We start from the raw sequence: 15,429 nt of genomic DNA on the forward strand, positions 1-15,429 counted from the left end.
ATTTTTATGTCTGATTTAAATTCGACAGGCAATGAACCACGCACAGATTTAGAGATTTTCAGTTGGGGTTACGACGAGCGTTTGTCTTGGCTCGGCGCGGCGTGGGAATGCGCCGACAACGGCCATTACTACGAACTGCCCGTCAATCAAGAGGACTTGATCGGATTGCTCCGTGCCGGCGTACATCATTCGTCCGCCCTGCATTGCAAACTGAATGTCTTAACCTCCACATTCGAACCGACCGCGCTTTTGAGCCGCGCCGAATTTAAAAAGCTGGCATTCAATTTCCTCGTAACCGGCAACGGCTATCTGTCGGCGGAGCGCAACCGCTTCGGCAAGGTTTTGGGATTCAAAAACCGCCTGTCCGTCTATATGCGGCGGTCGTCTAAAAAATACGAAAAAGACGGTTACTTCTATCTGCGGTCGCACGTCATCGCGACGGCTGACTTTATCCCCAAATCCGACGTCATCCATTTGATGCAGCCCGATTTGGTGCAGGAAGTTTACGGCATTCCCGACTATTTGGCGGGCTTAAGTTCGGCAGAGCTTAACCACTCGGCGACGACCTTCCGCCGCCGCTACTACGACAACGGTAGCCATGCAGGCTTTATCGTGTACGCAACCGACAACAATATGAATAACGACGATTGGAACAATCTCAAGGACCAATTTAAAAAAGCGCAACGCGAAGGCAATTTCCGCAATGTCTTTTTGCGCTCGCCTGACGGTAAACCTGAAGGTATCAAACTGATTCCGATTTCAGAGGTTGCCGCCAAGGATGAATTTTTAAATATTAAAGGAGTAACCTCCCAAGATATGCTGACGATACATCGCGTCCCACCGTCATTGATGGGGGTTGTCCCGACGGCGGCGGGCGGATTGGGCGATGCACGGACGGCGGCGGAAGTGTTCGCCGCGAATGAAATCGAGCCGATACAGGCGGCGTTTCTCGAAGCAAACGACGCATTCGGCGCGGATGTGTTTAGATTTAAGCCGTACACTTTGGCAACAGTCGGGAAATAGGAAAAGGTCGTCTGAAATATTTCAGACGACTTTTTACTTTATTCTATCTCCAATCCATCGCATGACCGGAACTGCCATACTGTTTCCTATTGCCATGTATCGCGGAGTGTCCGGGCATTGTTCGGCTGGCTTGTTTCGCCACGGAATCCGAGTGTAGTTATCCGGGAATCCTTGCAGCCTTTCGCATTCGAGGGGGGTTAGTTTTCTCACTCTGGGGAAATTGATAACGCAATTTCCGTTGCAGATTTGGTCCGAGTTAACGCCCCATTCAGTGTTTAACGTTGCTCCAATTTTGGAGATTAATAAAGTCTCACTACCACCAGACAGCGCGCCTCCTTTTCTTTTTACTGTGCCGCCTAAATCGGATTCTCGATATGTTCCAAAGCTGCTTTCAATAAAGGCGGTAGTTTCTTCCTCCTTTTTTCTGCCCTGTTCAAGATTCCTGTTTTCGCCCGGTTGCTCAAATAGTATTTCGGCGACACGTCTGTCTCGATTACCTGCAATAAGAAACACTCTTCGGCGGCGTTGGGGGACTCCGAAATATTGGGCGTCCAGTATTCGCCATGCGATTTCGCATTTGTCGGAACGCACAATACCTGCACCCGTCCATCTTCCCCCTGTTGGGACAAGCTCTTTGGACTCGCCAAGCAAAGCTGCCAAAAAACATCCGAAGGCGTTGTCTCGCGTTGAGAGGACTCCGGGGACGTTTTCCCACAATAGGATTGCATCGGGTTTCCCGAGTTTTCTTCGAATAGTGTTAATTGCATTTAAAATCCTTACAAAAACAAGTGTTAAGTTTCCTCGATTGTCTTCTAGGCTTTTCCGAAGCCCGGCAACCGAAAAAGCCTGACACGGCGTACCACCGACCAAAATATCAGGGGCTTCAATTTCCCCCGATAAAATCCGTTCCGGCAACGTTGTCATGTCGCCATAGTTAGGGATGCTTGGGTAGTGGTGCGCCGAGACGGCGCACGGGAAAGGTTCGATTTCCGAAAACCATGCCGGCTCAAATCCCATGCCCTGCCACGCTACGGATACCGCTTCAATCCCGCTGCAAACACTGCCATATCTCAAAACCATTTATTCATCCTTGTATAAATACTCGTCCCGCATTCTGATGACCTCGTCCCGCTTATAGAGGTTGTCCCGCCCCACCAACTTCGGCTGCGGTATCAGCCCCGCCCGGCGGCGCGCCCAAATGGTTGTCGTGGACGGCGGCTTTTTGCCCGGTATCGTCCATAGTTTCTTCACTTCGTCCAGGGTAATGTATTCGCCCATTTTTATTCCTTTCCTATTGGTCAGTTTCTATTAATCAGTTTGTCATTCATTGCCTGCGACGCTTCACGGGCGGCGCGGGCGGATTTAAGAACGCTTTCGACGGTGTCGTATTGCGGTTTTTGGTAGCGGACCGTCTTCGCGCGGATATTGGCTTCGTCGGCGGCTTTGATGGCGGCGAAGTCAAAAACAGGTTCTTTCGGGGTCAGTCCGCTGACGAGCGGACGGCGCAGTTTCTCGATACCGTGGATGTATTCGCGGTAGTTTCGTTGTTCTTTTCGGGCGGCTTCGCCACGGATGGCGGTGTCTTTCGCTGCTGCTTCGATTTTTTCGCGTGTTTCGCGGCTCATGTATCCCAGTTCCTCGATGCTGGCCATATCAATCATGTCTTTTTGATATTCGTTTTCCAGTTCCGGGCTTAATCCGGCGTTTGCCAAACCGACGGCGTTTTGCACCGAAAAACCGTGTTTCCAAATAAGCCATTCGGCGGATTCGGTTTTTTCTAAGTCGGTCAGGGTTGCCGCCGCTGGGCGACTGCTTAATTTTTGTGCAGATTTGGGGTCGAATTTCATTTTCGTAGAGTTATTGACACAAGTCCAAGCGGCGGCGGTGCCGCCGTTTTTTTTCAAAACCCACGAATGGACGCGCGAAATTTCGACGCGTCCTGTGGCTTTTTCGTAAACGCCCATGATGCGGTCGGCAGGAATTTCGCCGTAGCAGTTCGGCTCTTTCGCCTCTTCGCGGTACAGTCCGAGACGGACGTTTTTGCGCGATACGGACTCGCCGCCCAAAAGGACGGTAAAACGCATCCAGTCGCCCATGTCGGCAGCCTGTTGGGCGAGCATTAAAAGGTCGTCTGAAGCGTCGGGGTTGATTCGGCGCAGTTCGCGCCAGATGGTAACGGGGCAGCCGCCAATTTGCTGGAACTGGCGGATACCGTGATGACTTGCCCATGCGTCCACGCGGACGGCGGTTTCCGCCATGCTCAACAGCGCGTCAGACTCATAGTCAACACCCAAGCCATCGCCGCTTTGACTTTTGCCGTCGATGTTTTTGGCGATATATTTGGCGATATAACCGGCAGCCGAGCCGCGCGCCCAGTTGATGGCTTCAAAGTCAACGCGGGCAGAGGCGGGACTTTGCTTCCAAAATTTAAAATATTTGGATTCCCAGAATTTCGCCTCGGTTTTCAGACCGGCGCGGATGGCGGCGAGCGTAGGCGCGCTGCCTTGTTTTGCACGGATTTTTGCTTGGATTCGGCGGGCTTCCGCGTCCGCTTCTTTCGCAGTCGCCAAGTATTTCAAACCCAGCTCTTCGCGGTTTTCTCGGCAAGCGTGTTTTGCCACGACGCGGCGGAAGGCAAGGCGGTGTTGCTCTTCCATGAAGACAAGGCCGTGCCAGTGCGGCGTACCGTCATGATGCGGCTCGGCAACGCGGAAACCGTAGATTTTGATTTTCAGACGGCCTAATTCTGCACAGACACGCGCCCATACTTTATTTAAGTATTCCTGCGCCTGCGACGGCATTTCTCCGCTGAATTTCTCGTTCGGCTTGCCGAAGTGGTGCATACGGTGCATACGGGACGGGCAGGTAATCGTAAAGAATTCGCCGACGTGGTTTTTCAGGCGGGCGATTTCCTCGAAGCCGCGAATACGCACCATCAATTCGGCGCGGCGCAGGGCGGGGTTTGAGACAGAGACTTCGGACAAAGCCTCAAGCGTAAATTCTTGCCCCAGCTCATTAATCGCAATCATGGTTTGCAGCATGGCAAGGTTGCGACGCTTTTGCGCCAAACGGCGGAATACCGCTTCATCAGAGGCATAGAGTCCCGTTTTGCGGGACACAAAGCCAGCCTCGCGGCGGTAGCGTTCGGCGGCGCGCGCGAAAATGCGGCGAAGCTGGCGACGCCAAAACTTCGGAGCTTTCAGACGAGCCTCAATCGCTTCGGGGATTTTGTCCTTGAATACTTTTTTTGTATCGATGCCGTATTCGGAAGCGGCATAGTGGATCAGACCGGCGAGACTCCAGCCGATACGTTTTTTAAAATAGATGTCCTTGGCTGCGTTATCAGCAAGGACGCGGATGTCATCGTCCGAAGCGTCCAAACCTGCCGAACGGACGGCAGGCGGCAGAATGGTCAGATTGTCGAGCAAGGTTTTCAGACCGTCTTCGGCGCGGACACGCGCGGCGGCGGGCTGAATGCCGCCGTCCAACTGACGGACGACCAAATCGGTAAAGAACGAGCGCGCTTTTGACGCCTCGGCAGGTTTCAGGCTTTCAAATCCTTCGTGCAATACAGGCGGAATCAGCAAAAAGGCTTTGGCGGCGTAGTCTTGCTGCGCCGCCCTGCCTTTAATAACGTTATTGCTGATATTTCCCATGATTTTTTCCTGTAAAAGGTCGTCTGAAATACCCGTCTGTCCGAGTAGTCAAGCGTCTGTCCGCTTTGTCTTTGCTCCGTTAGAATGGAAGCTCCTAAACAACCTTCCCGGAGACTTGAAATGAAGCTCAATCGCGAACTTCAAAGAAAAATATTGTCAGTCCTGACAGAGTGCTTCCCCAAAGACCCGCCACCAAATTTCCTTCATACCTTGCGCGCCGAATACGGCGAGGATGAAACAGACGGCAATCTGATGTATTTGGAAATGCACGGACTGGTCAACGTCAAACTTACCCACTTCGTAAGCGGGGCGTATTCCATCGATTATGTGAAACCGACCGAAAAGGCTTTTGATTTCCTTGCCGAAGACGGCGGTCTTTCTGCGGTTTTAGGGGTCGTTACGGTCAGACTGGATGCGGAAACCCTGCGGGAATTGGTCGCCTTGAAAATAGACAAGGCAGACATTCCGACCGGTCAAAAAGAAACTCTGCTTAAAATTATTCGCTCTCTGCCGGAGGAGGGGTTAAAGCGGTTATCGTCCCGATTGATTGAGTTCGCTTTGGACAAGGGCGCGGATTTAGTGAAACTGCTTGATATATCCGGCGGCCTCTAATCGTTGCCAAGTGGCGAAATCGGATGCTTCCGACTTCGCCCAACTCCATATCAAATTCTTCAATCGTGCGGTCTGAACATTCAGGCTCGGATACCATCAGTCGATTACCGGTATCGCACCATATGTACTGGTCGGCTTCATATATCTGCATGGTTTCATCTCAATGCTTAAAATAGTCCTGAATTCTTTCTTCGATTTCCGCGTCCAGCTTCTTCTGCTCGATTTTGTAATCTACATAGAGCCAAGCAGCGAGCGCGGCGGCAAAAACAATGCCGATGACTGCGATGATGCTCATTGCCCCACCTCCTGTGGAATTTCAGCGTCGCCGCCCATGTGGTCGAATGTCGGCGATTCGTAAGCGCGTACAACGTCCGTTTCAGGCAGCGTTTGCGGCGGATTCGGTATGTTTCCGTGGGTCGAACCAAGCATAAAAGACGAGGCGGCGAGCATCAGGGCGAGGATGATGTAGCGGATTTTGATTTTCATGATATTTCCTTGTCGGGTCGGGTTCAGGCAGCTTTAAGGTCGTCTGAAACAGGGTTTACTTTCATTTTTCTGCCGGCGTATGCAGCGCGGGCTATTTTTTCGTCTATGGCTTCAAGCTGCCGGGCGGCTTCGGAAAGCTGGAGAACCGGCAAACCCAAGCTGTACACTACGTTTTGCTGATTCAGCATGTTGCCCAGCCGGGCGATTTCCTTTATCAACTTCTGACTATCTGCCAGAGCCTTGCTTTGCTCCGGCGTAACCAGCCAACCCCTGACGACTTCCGTATCGTTGTACGCCGTCAACGGCTGACGGTCTGTATTTCGTTCCAAGAGCGCGTCGCGCTCCAAGCCGTTCATGATTTTTGCGTTTTTGGTTTTACTGCTTGCCAACGTTTCACCGATATTTCGAATTGCATCAGCATGGGCTTTAGTCTTGAAAAGACGCGACTGCCGCCCTGAGAATCCCCATTTCTGGACGATTTCGCCGTTCATTTTTCTCTCCCTTTACAACAGATTTTTCTGACTGCTTTCGCCGTGTTGTTCGATGATTTCGTCTGCCGTCATCTGCGGCGGCACCAAGGCAGGGTTTTGATGCAGCGGACTGGGCGGGGAGATGGTTTTAATAACTTCCGTCGCCGCCACGCCCGACCAGCCGCATGAAGCATTCAGGCATTGCACCGAGCTATAACGGACGAGGTCTGTCATCTTCCGACTCGCCGTTACCTTGCAGCGGCTGCCGCAGCAAGGGCAGGTAATCTGTACCCGCATATTTCCGTGTTCCGCCTTACTGATGTTGCGCTGCGCCATTTTCATCTCTCCGTTTCAGGTCTGCCGATGCGGCTTCAAAGGCGCGCAGATACATTTCCGCGTATTCCAGCGCAGCCTCGGCGGCGAATGCCGACAACGACTTACCGGAGGCAAAGGCAGCCTGCTCGAGTAAATCCAACTCTTCGCCGTAGGCTTCGATTTCAATCACGCCGAACGGCGCGCGCGGCGCGGCGGGATACACATCGGCGGCGCGATGGTCTTCGATTTTGTGAATACAGTATTGGCACATGACGTTTCCTTTTTTGGTTGATGCCGACTGTCCGGCGGGTCAAGCGTCTTTCCGCTTTGTCATAACCCCGTTACAATGTCATTTCCAGTAACCGTAAACGGAGTAATTAAAATGAGACTTTCCGAATTTGAAGTTTTACAACTTGCAGCTACTTTAGTCGCCCCTTATGCCAGCCGTTATGTAAGGGATGATCAATATGTTGAACATATGTTCTACATTGCTGAAGCCATTAAGAGCGAACTTCATAAACGAAAGCCTAAAGGCAGCCTTGAAATTGATTTGAGTTAGTCCAAATCCTTCAACTTCGTTTCAAGTTGTCGGCGTTTTGGTTTTTCCTCCTTTGGAATCCGACCGAACCGCCGACGATTCAACCGTTTCAATTCCTTCATGATGACTCGGTTCACAGCTTCGATACCGCCGTATTCCGCCGCATTTGCCGCCATCGCCTCACCCGCGATGCGGACTTGCTCTTTCAGCAGATCCCAATCAGCGATGGTCAAGATTCCATGCTTAAACGCACGTTTTTGCCATTTACTCAATTTCTTCATTTCATACTCCTTATTTAGTTTGGTTTTGCTGGCTTACTGCTGCCAGTTCCTCAATAGTCATCGATTTGCCGATTTCGGCAATCATCTTCAATGTCTTTTCCATCTGCCCGCTTCGTGCGGGCTTTTTCATTGCTGTCATCTTTCTGCTCCTTGATTGGGGTTGATGCCGTCTGTCCGGCGGGTCAAGCGTCTTTCCGCTTTGTCATCACTCCGTTACAATGTCATTTCCAGTAACCATCAACGGAGAAACTAAAATGTCTCAAAAAAGCTATGAAAAAGCCCTTGAACTGACTACCGAACTTCTCAAGTCTGGCAATATCGCCATCTTTGGCGATTATCCGCATGGTCGGGAGCGGGCTATCCATCTTGCGGAATTCGTTGAAACCCTCGCCGACCGACTTGAACAAATCGAATCTAAGCATCTTCAATAAGCCGAAATGCTCGAATCAAGCCTTCCGCCAAGCTTTCCGGGTATAGGCTTGAGTTTCTAGCCGCTGTCAGAACAACTTTTTTGATGGCGGCTTTTTCCTGCTCGGCTTTTGCCGATTCATACGCCCGCGCAATCCATCCTTGCCATGCGTAATCAATGCTACATCTTCGTAGTAGACATCACCATCATCATCAACTACGGTTTTCAGGCGGTCAGCGTCGTTTCTAACTTTGCACCACGCCTCAAAATTCATGCGTTCTACATCTTCTCTTACTACGATTTCTTTCATTTTTCTGCTCCTTGGTTGGGGTTGATGCCGACTGTCCGGCGGGTCAAGCGTCTTTCCGCTTTGTCATCACTCACGTTACAATGTCATTTCCAGTAACCGTAAACGGAGTAAAAAATGAGTAATTCTTACAATGAGGCTTTTGAACTGACTCGTCTGATTCTGCAAACCCGTCCCGATCTTTTGGTCAAACAGGTTGAAGATGACAAATCGGCAATGGAGAGTGCCCAGCGGGTCGTCCAGTTTGCAGTTACAGTTTCCGACCGTCTTGACGAATGGAAACGTCACATGACTCAATCATCTTGAAAGCCTTTATCAGTCCATCCGCCAATTTTTCGGGGTCGCTTGATAATTTAAAATCCTTACCGACCTGTTCGGTAACGATTCTTTTCAGCAGCCGTCTGTCTTTTTTCGATAGGCGGCTTTTTTTGTTTTTCTGTTTTTTCATTTTTCTGCTCCTTGATTGAAATGAAATTTAATTAGGTAAATTATAAAAATACGTCTGGTCTCAAATCTTCACGACGCACTCCATAACCCAGTTTTTCAATTTCCACTGCAACTTCTGCTGGGATTTTATTTCTCCCTTTTAGCCAACTATTTACAGTAGAACGATTTTTCCCGAGTCTTTTAGCAAGGGCAGCTTGTCCACCTGCTGCGTCAATAGCTTTTTCTAGATGTTTCATAAGAACTCCTGAAGTTTTGAAAAGTATATTTAAAATAATCTAAAAAGTAAACTAAAAATAGCCGATTTTTGTCTATTTAAAATTTACAATGTTGAAAATATGGAGAATTTTATGACTTATGATTTGGCGAAATGGGCGGTAGAAGCAAGAAAACGGGCAGGGATGACGCAAGAACAATTTGCCTTTGAACTTGGCTTCTCAACGAAGGCAAGCGTGAATGCGATTGAAAAAGGTCGGAACAAGCCGACCTTTGAAACAATGGTAAAAATATCGGAAATTTCAGGCTTCCCATTGCCATATCTGACAGTAAGGTCGTCTGAAAATCATTCAGACGACCTTGAAACGGCACGCTTAGATTTATATGACGTGTCCGCATCTTGCGGCAGCGGTCATCTCAACGTCGACTATCCTGAATTGCTGCATTCGCTGGAAATACCGAAGACTGCACTTAAAGAGCTGCTCGGCACGGACAACCTGCATGGCGTTAAGCTGATGTCGCCAGATGGAGATAGTATGGAGCCGACGATACCGCCGAAATCTATCACTTTAATCAAAACTGACGTCGCCGAATTTGAATCCAGCGGCGTGTATCTTTTTACGTTTCAGGGCTATACCTACATCAAACGCCTGGCGCGCGGCAAAGCAGGCATCATCCATGTAACGAGCGATAATCCGATTTACAGTAAATCCGACTTCGTTATTGAGCCGGAAGAATTTGATGATTTGTTTATTCACGGCAAATTTTGGAAGGTACTGCCGTTGGATTTTTTGGATATTTAGTTTTTAAGAAAAAGGGATTTTATGAATGAGGGAATGTCTGATTTAGTAGCCGTCTTTGTCTTGAGCATGAGCACGTTTTACGCCGTTTGGCTATCGCTGGAGTTTTCTTGCAAAAGTAAATTGCACCTGCTATGGACGATTCCTGTTGGCTTTTTTGGCTGCTTCGTGGCGATGGCGATATTTTCGCTTGTTGTCAGCCAGTTACATGACTTTTTATTTATTTCGACGGTTTGCGCGGTATTCCTGCCGCTCCCTCTTTGGCGGATGCTCAAACGCAGGAAAGAGGCAGCATTGCCGACCGAGCAGACCATCCCAAAAGATGCGGCATCGTCATCACCACTTGAATCGCTCAAGAATTTAAAAAGCAACCTTGATTTAATTAAAAAAAACAAAGTCCAGCGCCATGGCGAAGTGAAAAAAGTCAAAACTAAGACCCAAACCGAACGCATCCGCAGAAATTACAGCAGAAAATCGGCTGGTTTTAAAAAACTGGAAATCGGCGACAGAATAACTTTTGACTACACCAACGCCAATTACGAAACTTCGACGCGTAGGGTGCATATTACTGAGCTTGACGGGGTTTATATCAAAGGGGTCGATTTAGACAAACATGCCACGCGTACTTTTCGATCAGACAGGATAAACGGGGGAATTATTAATATGGATACAGGAGAGGTGTTTTATGTGTAATAACAAAGGTTGCTCGAAATCAGACGACCCTTCAGGCGACCATATCCGTTTCGAGCGGCTGGACGTGATCGCCGCGCTGGGCGACGGCTACATCAACAACGAGACGGCGGAGGTGGTCGATTTCGTCCATGTCGATAAAGCGTGGGCGCGCGAAAAACTCGGCGGCAACCTCTCCCGCATCCAAGTCATCACGGCACGCGGCGATTCCATGCAAGGCACCATAGAGGACGGCGACGTACTCTTCGTCGATACCTCCGTCCGCTCGTTTGAGGGCGAGGGCGTTTACCTCCTGTCCTTCGCCGACGGCCTAAAAGCCAAACGCCTGCAAGCCTCCGTCAGCGGCGGGCTGCTCGTCATCAGCGACAACCCGCTATACCGCACCGAAACCATCGAAAACGACAAGTTGGAAAAACTAATCATCTGCGGCAAAGTCCGCGGCGCATGGCACTTGTCGGGATTTTGAGACAAGCGGCAGGTTGGCTGCCCAATCCGAGTTACCTGAAATCGAACTCTGTCGTCAGCCTGAACGAATTCAGCGGTTTGACGGTACACGGTAAATTTTGAAAGGTTTTGCCGCTGGATTTTCGGGATATTTATGATTTGGCAATGGTAAAAAAACAATTGTAATTAACTTAAAAGTTAACTATTATGGCGGAATTGATTTATAAGGGTTTGGTGTACGGCTGCGTCCTGTCTGACGAAGCTGTCGAACAAATCGGATTCGACGGGGAAAACCTGCCGGAGCGTATTTGCGGTGAAGACTCGGAAGAGCTTTGGGTTCGCATCATCCGTTATTGCGATGGTGAAAAGCTGATAGAGCCATTCGAGCTCAACTGTGAAGGACTCCCTTTCTGGGCAGTCAAAACCGCCCGACCCGAAAGCCTGCGGGCTTATTTTTGGCATGACGGAAACATTATGGTCATCAGCCATTTCATCAAGAAAAACACTCAAAAACTTACCCGTGAAGACCATCATAAAATGCGCTTGATTATGGATTCTTACAATCGTAATGGAGGCTTTTGATATGAATATGCCGATACTCAATAAATTGCTCGGACGTTTCGACTTCCGCAAAAAACATAACCGTACCGACTTGAATATCCAAGCTGTTGACCAGCTGCGCGAAGCCATGGAAAGCAAAGGAATCAGACAGAAAGATATTGCGGAAAAGCTGGGTATTTCTCCCGCCGCCGTATCTAAAACGCTGTCGATGTCTGAAAAAAATCTTGAATTGAACACCATCGCGGATTTTGCGACGGCTATGGAACTGCGTTTTTCTTTGTCCCTTGCTCCTGATCCGCACTGCGCCGATAAACACGCCGCTATCAAAAAAGAGCTTAAGCATTTCAGTTACAGTAAAGCTGTGTTTAACAATCCCCTTCTAGATGTCGATACCATTCGAGATATTAATACCCTTCAAAATATCAATACCCTTCTAGATATTAATACCCTGCGAGATGATAAGGAGCAACTCGAATTCGGCGAATTTAGGGAAATTTCGGTCTCTTTGAAAGCGGAGGGTGTATGAAAATCATTCTGACCGACATCGCGCCGTTAAATCTGAATATTGACACTGGCGGTTTGCGTGCCGTCCCCGTCTCCGGCGATGCGCCGATTTTGAATGTTGAAGAACGCCTTGAACTTCAGGCTGACGGCTTCAGGGTGGCAGTCAATGCCCCTGCTATCGAAGTCAGATGTTTGGCGGTCTATCAATATCTGTCCAAATCAGACGAAGCCATACGACCTTTAATTGATATTAATATGGCTTACTTGGCGGCTTTTGATGTGATTTCCGATCCCCCTGTGGATTTGACTGAAATGGGAAGCAATCCTGAAAAAATGCGGATTTTGCTCGACTTTACCGAACAAGCCGTCCGTTTCAAAATCAGCACTATCCTGAATCAGTTCGGCATCCGCACCCGCTATCCTTTGGCGGCTTTCGAGGTCAATTTATAGTTTCATTCCTAAAATAATAAAAGGTCGTCTGAAATATTTCAGGCGACCTTTCTGATAAGGGTGTACGTCTTAATTTGGTATTTGTCGGGATTTTGAGACAAGCGGCAGGGTGGCTGCTTGCGGAATATAACTAAAAAGATATATTATGCAACTTATTGTTCACGATCATGCGGAAGCGGATTTGGAACGCCTTTTCGAGAGTAATGAGGAGGCGGTCGGTTATATCGATAGAGTGATTACGCTTATCGATGATACGCCTGCGCTTTTTGACAAGCTCTTTTCTGAAAGCTACTGCCGCGATTACGATCAGCCCATCGGGCTTTTGGGCATGGAATGCAAACGTGTGGCGGTGTTGTGGCGTGCGGATATACGCGTGATGCGGCTACGGCTCGATGAGGAATCTGCGCTTTCGCTGCGTATTTTGTACTGCGTTCGAAATGAGATGCAGCCGAACCGGACGTTTATCCGGAAAATCTATATTTTGGCGGTTGCCGACAAATCCGAGGGCTTCGATTATCAGCCCGATCATCCGATTATGCGGAGAATCCAAAATGACTATGCAAAAATCGAATATTGAAAATTGGACTGCCTTCGGGGCGGTCTGTCTGTTTACGGCTTCTGCGGTGTCTTTTTCCGCACCTGCCGCTGCTGCGACTATCAGAACTTCTACGGTATTTGTTGCAGGCAAGCAGGTCTTGCCGCTTTCTGATGCGTCAGATGCTTGCTGCTATGTGGAACGTGTTCGCAAAAATCCGCGCCGTGCGGCGGCGATGGACAGAGCAGGCAAAAAGCTGGCTGCAAGACTTGATGCGGATACTGCTGGGCCAACGTTTGCATCGTTGCGTCTAAAAAACGGCTTGACGCAATCTGCGCTTGCTGAAAAAACGGGGCTTAAACAGTCTTATCTTTCACGCATTGAAAACAACCGCTGTACTTTGAGCAATGATACAGTCGATAAACTGGCTGCGGTATTCGGTATCGGACCTCTTGACGTACGGGCGGCTTTTGACCGTCAGTGGGATTTTGTGGAAGGACTCAAATCATGATGCCTGTATCGCTGCATATTCAATATTGCGACAGTATCATCCGCCATGCGGACGATTTCCGTTACAGTCTGATTGGTATTTATCCGGGGGTCTGTCCGCTGCCGTCGCGCGATTTTGTATTGGCTCAATTAAATCTTTGTCTGATTTTCGAGATTCCGACTTCGAGAAAGGATTTGAGCTTTGTTCCTTTGCGCCTGGAGATTCTTAGGGATTCCGATGTTTTGTCAGTATTTGAAATGCCGCCTGTCGGCAATGCTCCTGTAGTATCGGAAAATCCTGAAGTGTTCAGCGGGCTGGTACATCATAGTTTGGATAATCTTCCTGTATCGGTCGGAGATAAAATTTGGGCGAGACTTGTAGTGGGTGATGTTGTGGCAAATGGAAATTCCCTTAAGTTTATCGCTATGTAAGCTGAAATTTTGAAAGGTCGTCTGAATTTTTCAGACGACCTTTTGTTTTGGTCAGGGTTTGGAAACTGCGGCGGCAAAGTTTGGGCTGACTTCGCCTTCATAGAGGACAATCGGTACATCTATCAGGCTTTGGAGTTTGACGGCGGTCGTCAGTCCGTTGCCGTCTAGGGTGTGGACGGTTTCTTTTCCGACCCATTTCTCTGCGTCGATTTCGGGTTTGAAGCCTTGCAGGGTTACGGGGCTTTCGGGCGCGATGTCGGGGCGGCCAACGGCTAGGGAAATGTCGAATTCCATTGCGCCGCGTTTTAGTTTTTTGTATGCGGCGCGCGCGCCGGTGGCGGCGGTTTTGGGGCTTTGGTAGGTATGGCGCAGGGTTTTGATTTTTTTGCCGGTGGTGTCCGCCTGCTTGATTTCGGTTACTTCTTTGGTGGTGGTTTTGTGGGTTTTGCCGTCTTTGCGCTTGGTCTTGTATTTTTTGGTGGTGGTAACGGTTTTTTTGACGGGGTCGTAGTTGTCTTCGGTGATGACGACTTCGTGCTTTTTCCCCGTCTGCTTGTCGATGTAGTAGGCGCGGACGGCGTTGTAGCTTTCGGTATTGCTGTATCTGAATGTGTATTGGTCGCCGCTGTTGCGGGTAATCCTGATCGTGGGCAACGGCTGCCCGCTGGCGGTCGTGGCTTCGCCCGATGAAACAAACAGGAGGCGGCCATGTTTGACTGTTGCGATGGCGTCGTAGCGTTCGGCAAGGCGCGACAAGAAGGCGGCGTCGGATTCGTTGCTTTGGTCGATGTGGTCGATTTTTTCTTCTTGGTAGGCTTTGCCGATGATTGGTGTGTAGCCGTTGGCGGCGGCAATGGATTCGATGATTTCTTTCAGGCTGGTTTTGTGCCAGCTTTTTTCTTTTGCCTCGGAAAAGCGGTCGGATGTGTCGGCGGATTGGGCGGTGATGTGTAGGGTGTCGGGTGCACCGCTCCAGCTTACTTCAGTAATTTTGTAGCTGCCTTTATCGACAATGCCTGTTTCGATGTAGCCTAGGGCGATGGTTATCTCGGCAGACTTCGGGGGCAGGGCGAGCGCGCCGTCGTGGTCGGACAGGCTTACGGTCAGCTCGTCCGCCTCGAAGCCGCTTTTGTCGGTCAGGCTGATGGAGATGATGCGGGATAGGGCGTCGGTATTGAACGGCTTGCCGTTGATGGACAGCTTGGCGACGGGCGTCAGATGGTTGCCGCCCGTGTCGGTTATGGCGTTAAAGATTTTTACGGCTTGGTCTTTGATGGTGGTCAGGATGGTCATGGCGTTTTGCTTTTCGGTTTAGATGCCTGCGATACGGCGGGCGATGGACACGCCGAGTTGCAGGGCTTTGCCTTTTAATCCGAGCGGGCTGTCGGATACTTTTTTCAATTCGAGGCTGAAACTGATGGCGCGGGCTTTGCTGTCGTGCATGAGCTGACCTCTGTCCTCTTTGATGGACGTGATGACGTATGCGCCCATTATCTGCCCGGTACCCAGTATCAGGTTGTACGGCTTGCCGCGCTCTGCCATGAGGCGGAGCATGGACAGGGAGGTATCGCCGCCTGTGATTTCTGGGCGCAGTTCGGCGGATAGGGTGATGGTTTCTGTATCCGGTCCGATGTATTGCACGGGGTTGATACCGCCGCCGACGGTTGATTGTTCGGGGTGCCGCCAGCCGTTTTGACGGCTGATGGTTTGGAACGGGATGGTGCGTAACATAAATGGGAAAAATCCGAGTGTTGCCAGCATTTTTTT

27 protein-coding genes and 2 pseudogenes are annotated in these 15,429 nt (G+C 49.8%); 13 read left to right on the forward strand and 16 right to left on the reverse strand.

The window, feature by feature from the left end; genetic code table 11:
* Positions 1-6: 6 nt before the first annotated feature.
* Positions 7-1,023 carry a phage portal protein gene (locus RSJ68_03470; protein WNU97800.1) on the forward strand — a complete coding sequence of 339 codons (1,017 nt, stop codon included), beginning with the start codon at positions 7-9 and terminating at the stop codon, positions 1,021-1,023.
* Positions 1,024-1,056: 33 nt separating this feature from the next.
* Here RSJ68_03470 and RSJ68_03475 read toward each other — a convergent pair.
* The 4 genes and pseudogenes from RSJ68_03475 to RSJ68_03490 form a co-directional block, all read right to left on the reverse strand.
* Positions 1,057-1,236: pseudogene (locus tag RSJ68_03475) on the reverse strand (DNA cytosine methyltransferase).
* Between the two features lie 249 nt (positions 1,237-1,485).
* Positions 1,486-2,103 (reverse strand): annotated as a pseudogene (locus RSJ68_03480) (DNA cytosine methyltransferase).
* A complete protein-coding gene (locus RSJ68_03485; GenBank protein WNU97801.1) occupies positions 2,104-2,301 on the reverse strand; it encodes a hypothetical protein in 198 nt (65 codons plus the stop codon).
* A 20-nt stretch (positions 2,302-2,321) separates the two neighbouring features.
* On the reverse strand, positions 2,322-4,679 hold the full coding sequence (locus RSJ68_03490; protein ID WNU97802.1) for a replication endonuclease: 2,358 nt from the start codon (positions 4,677-4,679) through the stop codon (positions 2,322-2,324).
* A gap of 84 nt (positions 4,680-4,763) precedes the next feature.
* On the opposite strand from RSJ68_03490, the gene RSJ68_03495 reads away from it, so the two are divergent.
* A complete protein-coding gene (locus tag RSJ68_03495; protein WNU97803.1) occupies positions 4,764-5,291 on the forward strand; it encodes a hypothetical protein in 528 nt (175 codons plus the stop codon).
* A gap of 160 nt (positions 5,292-5,451) precedes the next feature.
* On the opposite strand, the gene RSJ68_03500 is transcribed toward RSJ68_03495, so the two are convergent.
* The 5 genes from RSJ68_03500 to RSJ68_03520 are packed head-to-tail and all read right to left on the reverse strand — an operon-like array spanning position 5,452 to position 6,833.
* Positions 5,452-5,586, reverse strand: a complete 135-nt coding sequence (locus RSJ68_03500) for a hypothetical protein (protein WNU97804.1) — start codon at positions 5,584-5,586, stop codon at positions 5,452-5,454.
* Entirely contained in the window at positions 5,583-5,777 is a 195-nt protein-coding gene (locus RSJ68_03505) for a hypothetical protein (protein WNU97805.1), read from the reverse strand. Before RSJ68_03505 ends, RSJ68_03500 begins: the two co-directional genes overlap by 4 nt.
* A gap of 23 nt (positions 5,778-5,800) precedes the next feature.
* Positions 5,801-6,268 (reverse strand): hypothetical protein, encoded by a 468-nt coding sequence (locus RSJ68_03510; GenBank protein ID WNU97806.1) that lies wholly within the window; start codon positions 6,266-6,268, stop codon positions 5,801-5,803.
* Positions 6,269-6,280: 12 nt separating this feature from the next.
* On the reverse strand, positions 6,281-6,583 hold the full coding sequence (locus RSJ68_03515) for an ogr/Delta-like zinc finger family protein (GenBank protein ID WNU97807.1): 303 nt from the start codon (positions 6,581-6,583) through the stop codon (positions 6,281-6,283).
* Entirely contained in the window at positions 6,561-6,833 is a 273-nt protein-coding gene (locus tag RSJ68_03520; GenBank protein ID WNU97808.1) for a DUF1778 domain-containing protein, read from the reverse strand. The genes RSJ68_03515 and RSJ68_03520 overlap by 23 nt, the downstream gene beginning before the upstream one ends.
* A 111-nt stretch (positions 6,834-6,944) precedes the next feature.
* Between RSJ68_03520 and RSJ68_03525 the strand changes: the two genes are divergently transcribed.
* Positions 6,945-7,121: a hypothetical protein gene (locus tag RSJ68_03525; GenBank protein WNU97809.1), complete on the forward strand. Its 177-nt coding sequence runs from the start codon at positions 6,945-6,947 to the stop codon at positions 7,119-7,121.
* On the opposite strand, the gene RSJ68_03530 is transcribed toward RSJ68_03525, so the two are convergent.
* Positions 7,118-7,381 carry a hypothetical protein gene (locus RSJ68_03530; protein WNU97810.1) on the reverse strand — a complete coding sequence of 88 codons (264 nt, stop codon included), beginning with the start codon at positions 7,379-7,381 and terminating at the stop codon, positions 7,118-7,120. The genes RSJ68_03525 and RSJ68_03530 overlap by 4 nt on opposite strands.
* Positions 7,382-7,391: 10 nt before the next feature.
* Positions 7,392-7,520, reverse strand: coding sequence for a hypothetical protein (locus RSJ68_03535; GenBank protein WNU97811.1), 129 nt, complete (start codon positions 7,518-7,520; stop codon positions 7,392-7,394).
* 115 nt (positions 7,521-7,635) lie between these two features.
* Here RSJ68_03535 and RSJ68_03540 point away from each other — a divergent pair, with 115 nt between their 5' ends.
* The gene (locus tag RSJ68_03540; protein WNU97812.1) at positions 7,636-7,812 is read left to right on the forward strand and encodes a hypothetical protein; all 177 of its coding nucleotides are present in this window, start codon (positions 7,636-7,638) and stop codon (positions 7,810-7,812) included.
* A 66-nt stretch (positions 7,813-7,878) separates the two neighbouring features.
* On the opposite strand, the gene RSJ68_03545 is transcribed toward RSJ68_03540, so the two are convergent.
* From RSJ68_03545 to RSJ68_03555, 3 genes are all read right to left on the reverse strand, one after another.
* Positions 7,879-8,100 carry a hypothetical protein gene (locus RSJ68_03545; GenBank protein WNU97813.1) on the reverse strand — a complete coding sequence of 74 codons (222 nt, stop codon included), beginning with the start codon at positions 8,098-8,100 and terminating at the stop codon, positions 7,879-7,881.
* Positions 8,101-8,347: 247 nt separating this feature from the next.
* Positions 8,348-8,545 (reverse strand): hypothetical protein, encoded by a 198-nt coding sequence (locus RSJ68_03550; protein ID WNU97814.1) that lies wholly within the window; start codon positions 8,543-8,545, stop codon positions 8,348-8,350.
* Positions 8,546-8,585: 40 nt separating this feature from the next.
* Positions 8,586-8,780, reverse strand: coding sequence for a YdaS family helix-turn-helix protein (locus RSJ68_03555; GenBank protein ID WNU97815.1), 195 nt, complete (start codon positions 8,778-8,780; stop codon positions 8,586-8,588).
* 111 nt (positions 8,781-8,891) lie between these two features.
* Here RSJ68_03555 and RSJ68_03560 point away from each other — a divergent pair, with 111 nt between their 5' ends.
* From RSJ68_03560 to RSJ68_03600, 9 genes are all read left to right on the forward strand, one after another.
* Positions 8,892-9,560, forward strand: coding sequence for a S24 family peptidase (locus tag RSJ68_03560; protein WNU97816.1), 669 nt, complete (start codon positions 8,892-8,894; stop codon positions 9,558-9,560).
* A 33-nt stretch (positions 9,561-9,593) separates the two neighbouring features.
* The gene (locus tag RSJ68_03565) at positions 9,594-10,250 is read left to right on the forward strand and encodes a hypothetical protein (GenBank protein WNU97817.1); all 657 of its coding nucleotides are present in this window, start codon (positions 9,594-9,596) and stop codon (positions 10,248-10,250) included.
* Positions 10,243-10,713, forward strand: coding sequence for a S24 family peptidase (locus RSJ68_03570; protein WNU97818.1), 471 nt, complete (start codon positions 10,243-10,245; stop codon positions 10,711-10,713). The genes RSJ68_03565 and RSJ68_03570 overlap by 8 nt, the downstream gene beginning before the upstream one ends.
* A gap of 185 nt (positions 10,714-10,898) precedes the next feature.
* A complete protein-coding gene (locus RSJ68_03575; protein ID WNU97819.1) occupies positions 10,899-11,273 on the forward strand; it encodes a hypothetical protein in 375 nt (124 codons plus the stop codon).
* A gap of 1 nt (position 11,274) precedes the next feature.
* On the forward strand, positions 11,275-11,778 hold the full coding sequence (locus RSJ68_03580; protein WNU97820.1) for a helix-turn-helix domain-containing protein: 504 nt from the start codon (positions 11,275-11,277) through the stop codon (positions 11,776-11,778).
* Positions 11,775-12,206 (forward strand): hypothetical protein, encoded by a 432-nt coding sequence (locus tag RSJ68_03585; GenBank protein ID WNU97821.1) that lies wholly within the window; start codon positions 11,775-11,777, stop codon positions 12,204-12,206. Before RSJ68_03580 ends, RSJ68_03585 begins: the two co-directional genes overlap by 4 nt.
* 145 nt (positions 12,207-12,351) lie before the next feature.
* A complete protein-coding gene (locus RSJ68_03590) occupies positions 12,352-12,783 on the forward strand; it encodes a hypothetical protein (GenBank protein ID WNU97822.1) in 432 nt (143 codons plus the stop codon).
* Positions 12,758-13,252: a helix-turn-helix transcriptional regulator gene (locus RSJ68_03595; GenBank protein WNU97823.1), complete on the forward strand. Its 495-nt coding sequence runs from the start codon at positions 12,758-12,760 to the stop codon at positions 13,250-13,252. Before RSJ68_03590 ends, RSJ68_03595 begins: the two co-directional genes overlap by 26 nt.
* Positions 13,249-13,662, forward strand: a complete 414-nt coding sequence (locus RSJ68_03600; protein ID WNU97824.1) for a hypothetical protein — start codon at positions 13,249-13,251, stop codon at positions 13,660-13,662. Before RSJ68_03595 ends, RSJ68_03600 begins: the two co-directional genes overlap by 4 nt.
* A 51-nt stretch (positions 13,663-13,713) precedes the next feature.
* Here RSJ68_03600 and RSJ68_03605 read toward each other — a convergent pair whose 3' ends face one another.
* Both RSJ68_03605 and RSJ68_03610 read right to left on the reverse strand, forming a co-directional pair.
* On the reverse strand, positions 13,714-14,955 hold the full coding sequence (locus RSJ68_03605) for a contractile injection system protein, VgrG/Pvc8 family (GenBank protein WNU97825.1): 1,242 nt from the start codon (positions 14,953-14,955) through the stop codon (positions 13,714-13,716).
* Positions 14,956-14,973: 18 nt separating this feature from the next.
* Complete coding sequence (locus RSJ68_03610) at positions 14,974-15,423, reverse strand: phage tail protein (GenBank protein WNU97826.1); 450 nt, start codon at positions 15,421-15,423, stop codon at positions 14,974-14,976.
* Between the last annotated feature and the right edge of the window lie 6 nt (positions 15,424-15,429).

It is taken from the genome of Neisseria sp. DTU_2020_1000833_1_SI_GRL_NUU_006 (genome assembly GCA_032388755.1).
In the GTDB taxonomy this organism is placed as follows: Bacteria; Pseudomonadota; Gammaproteobacteria; order Burkholderiales; family Neisseriaceae; genus Neisseria; species Neisseria sicca_C.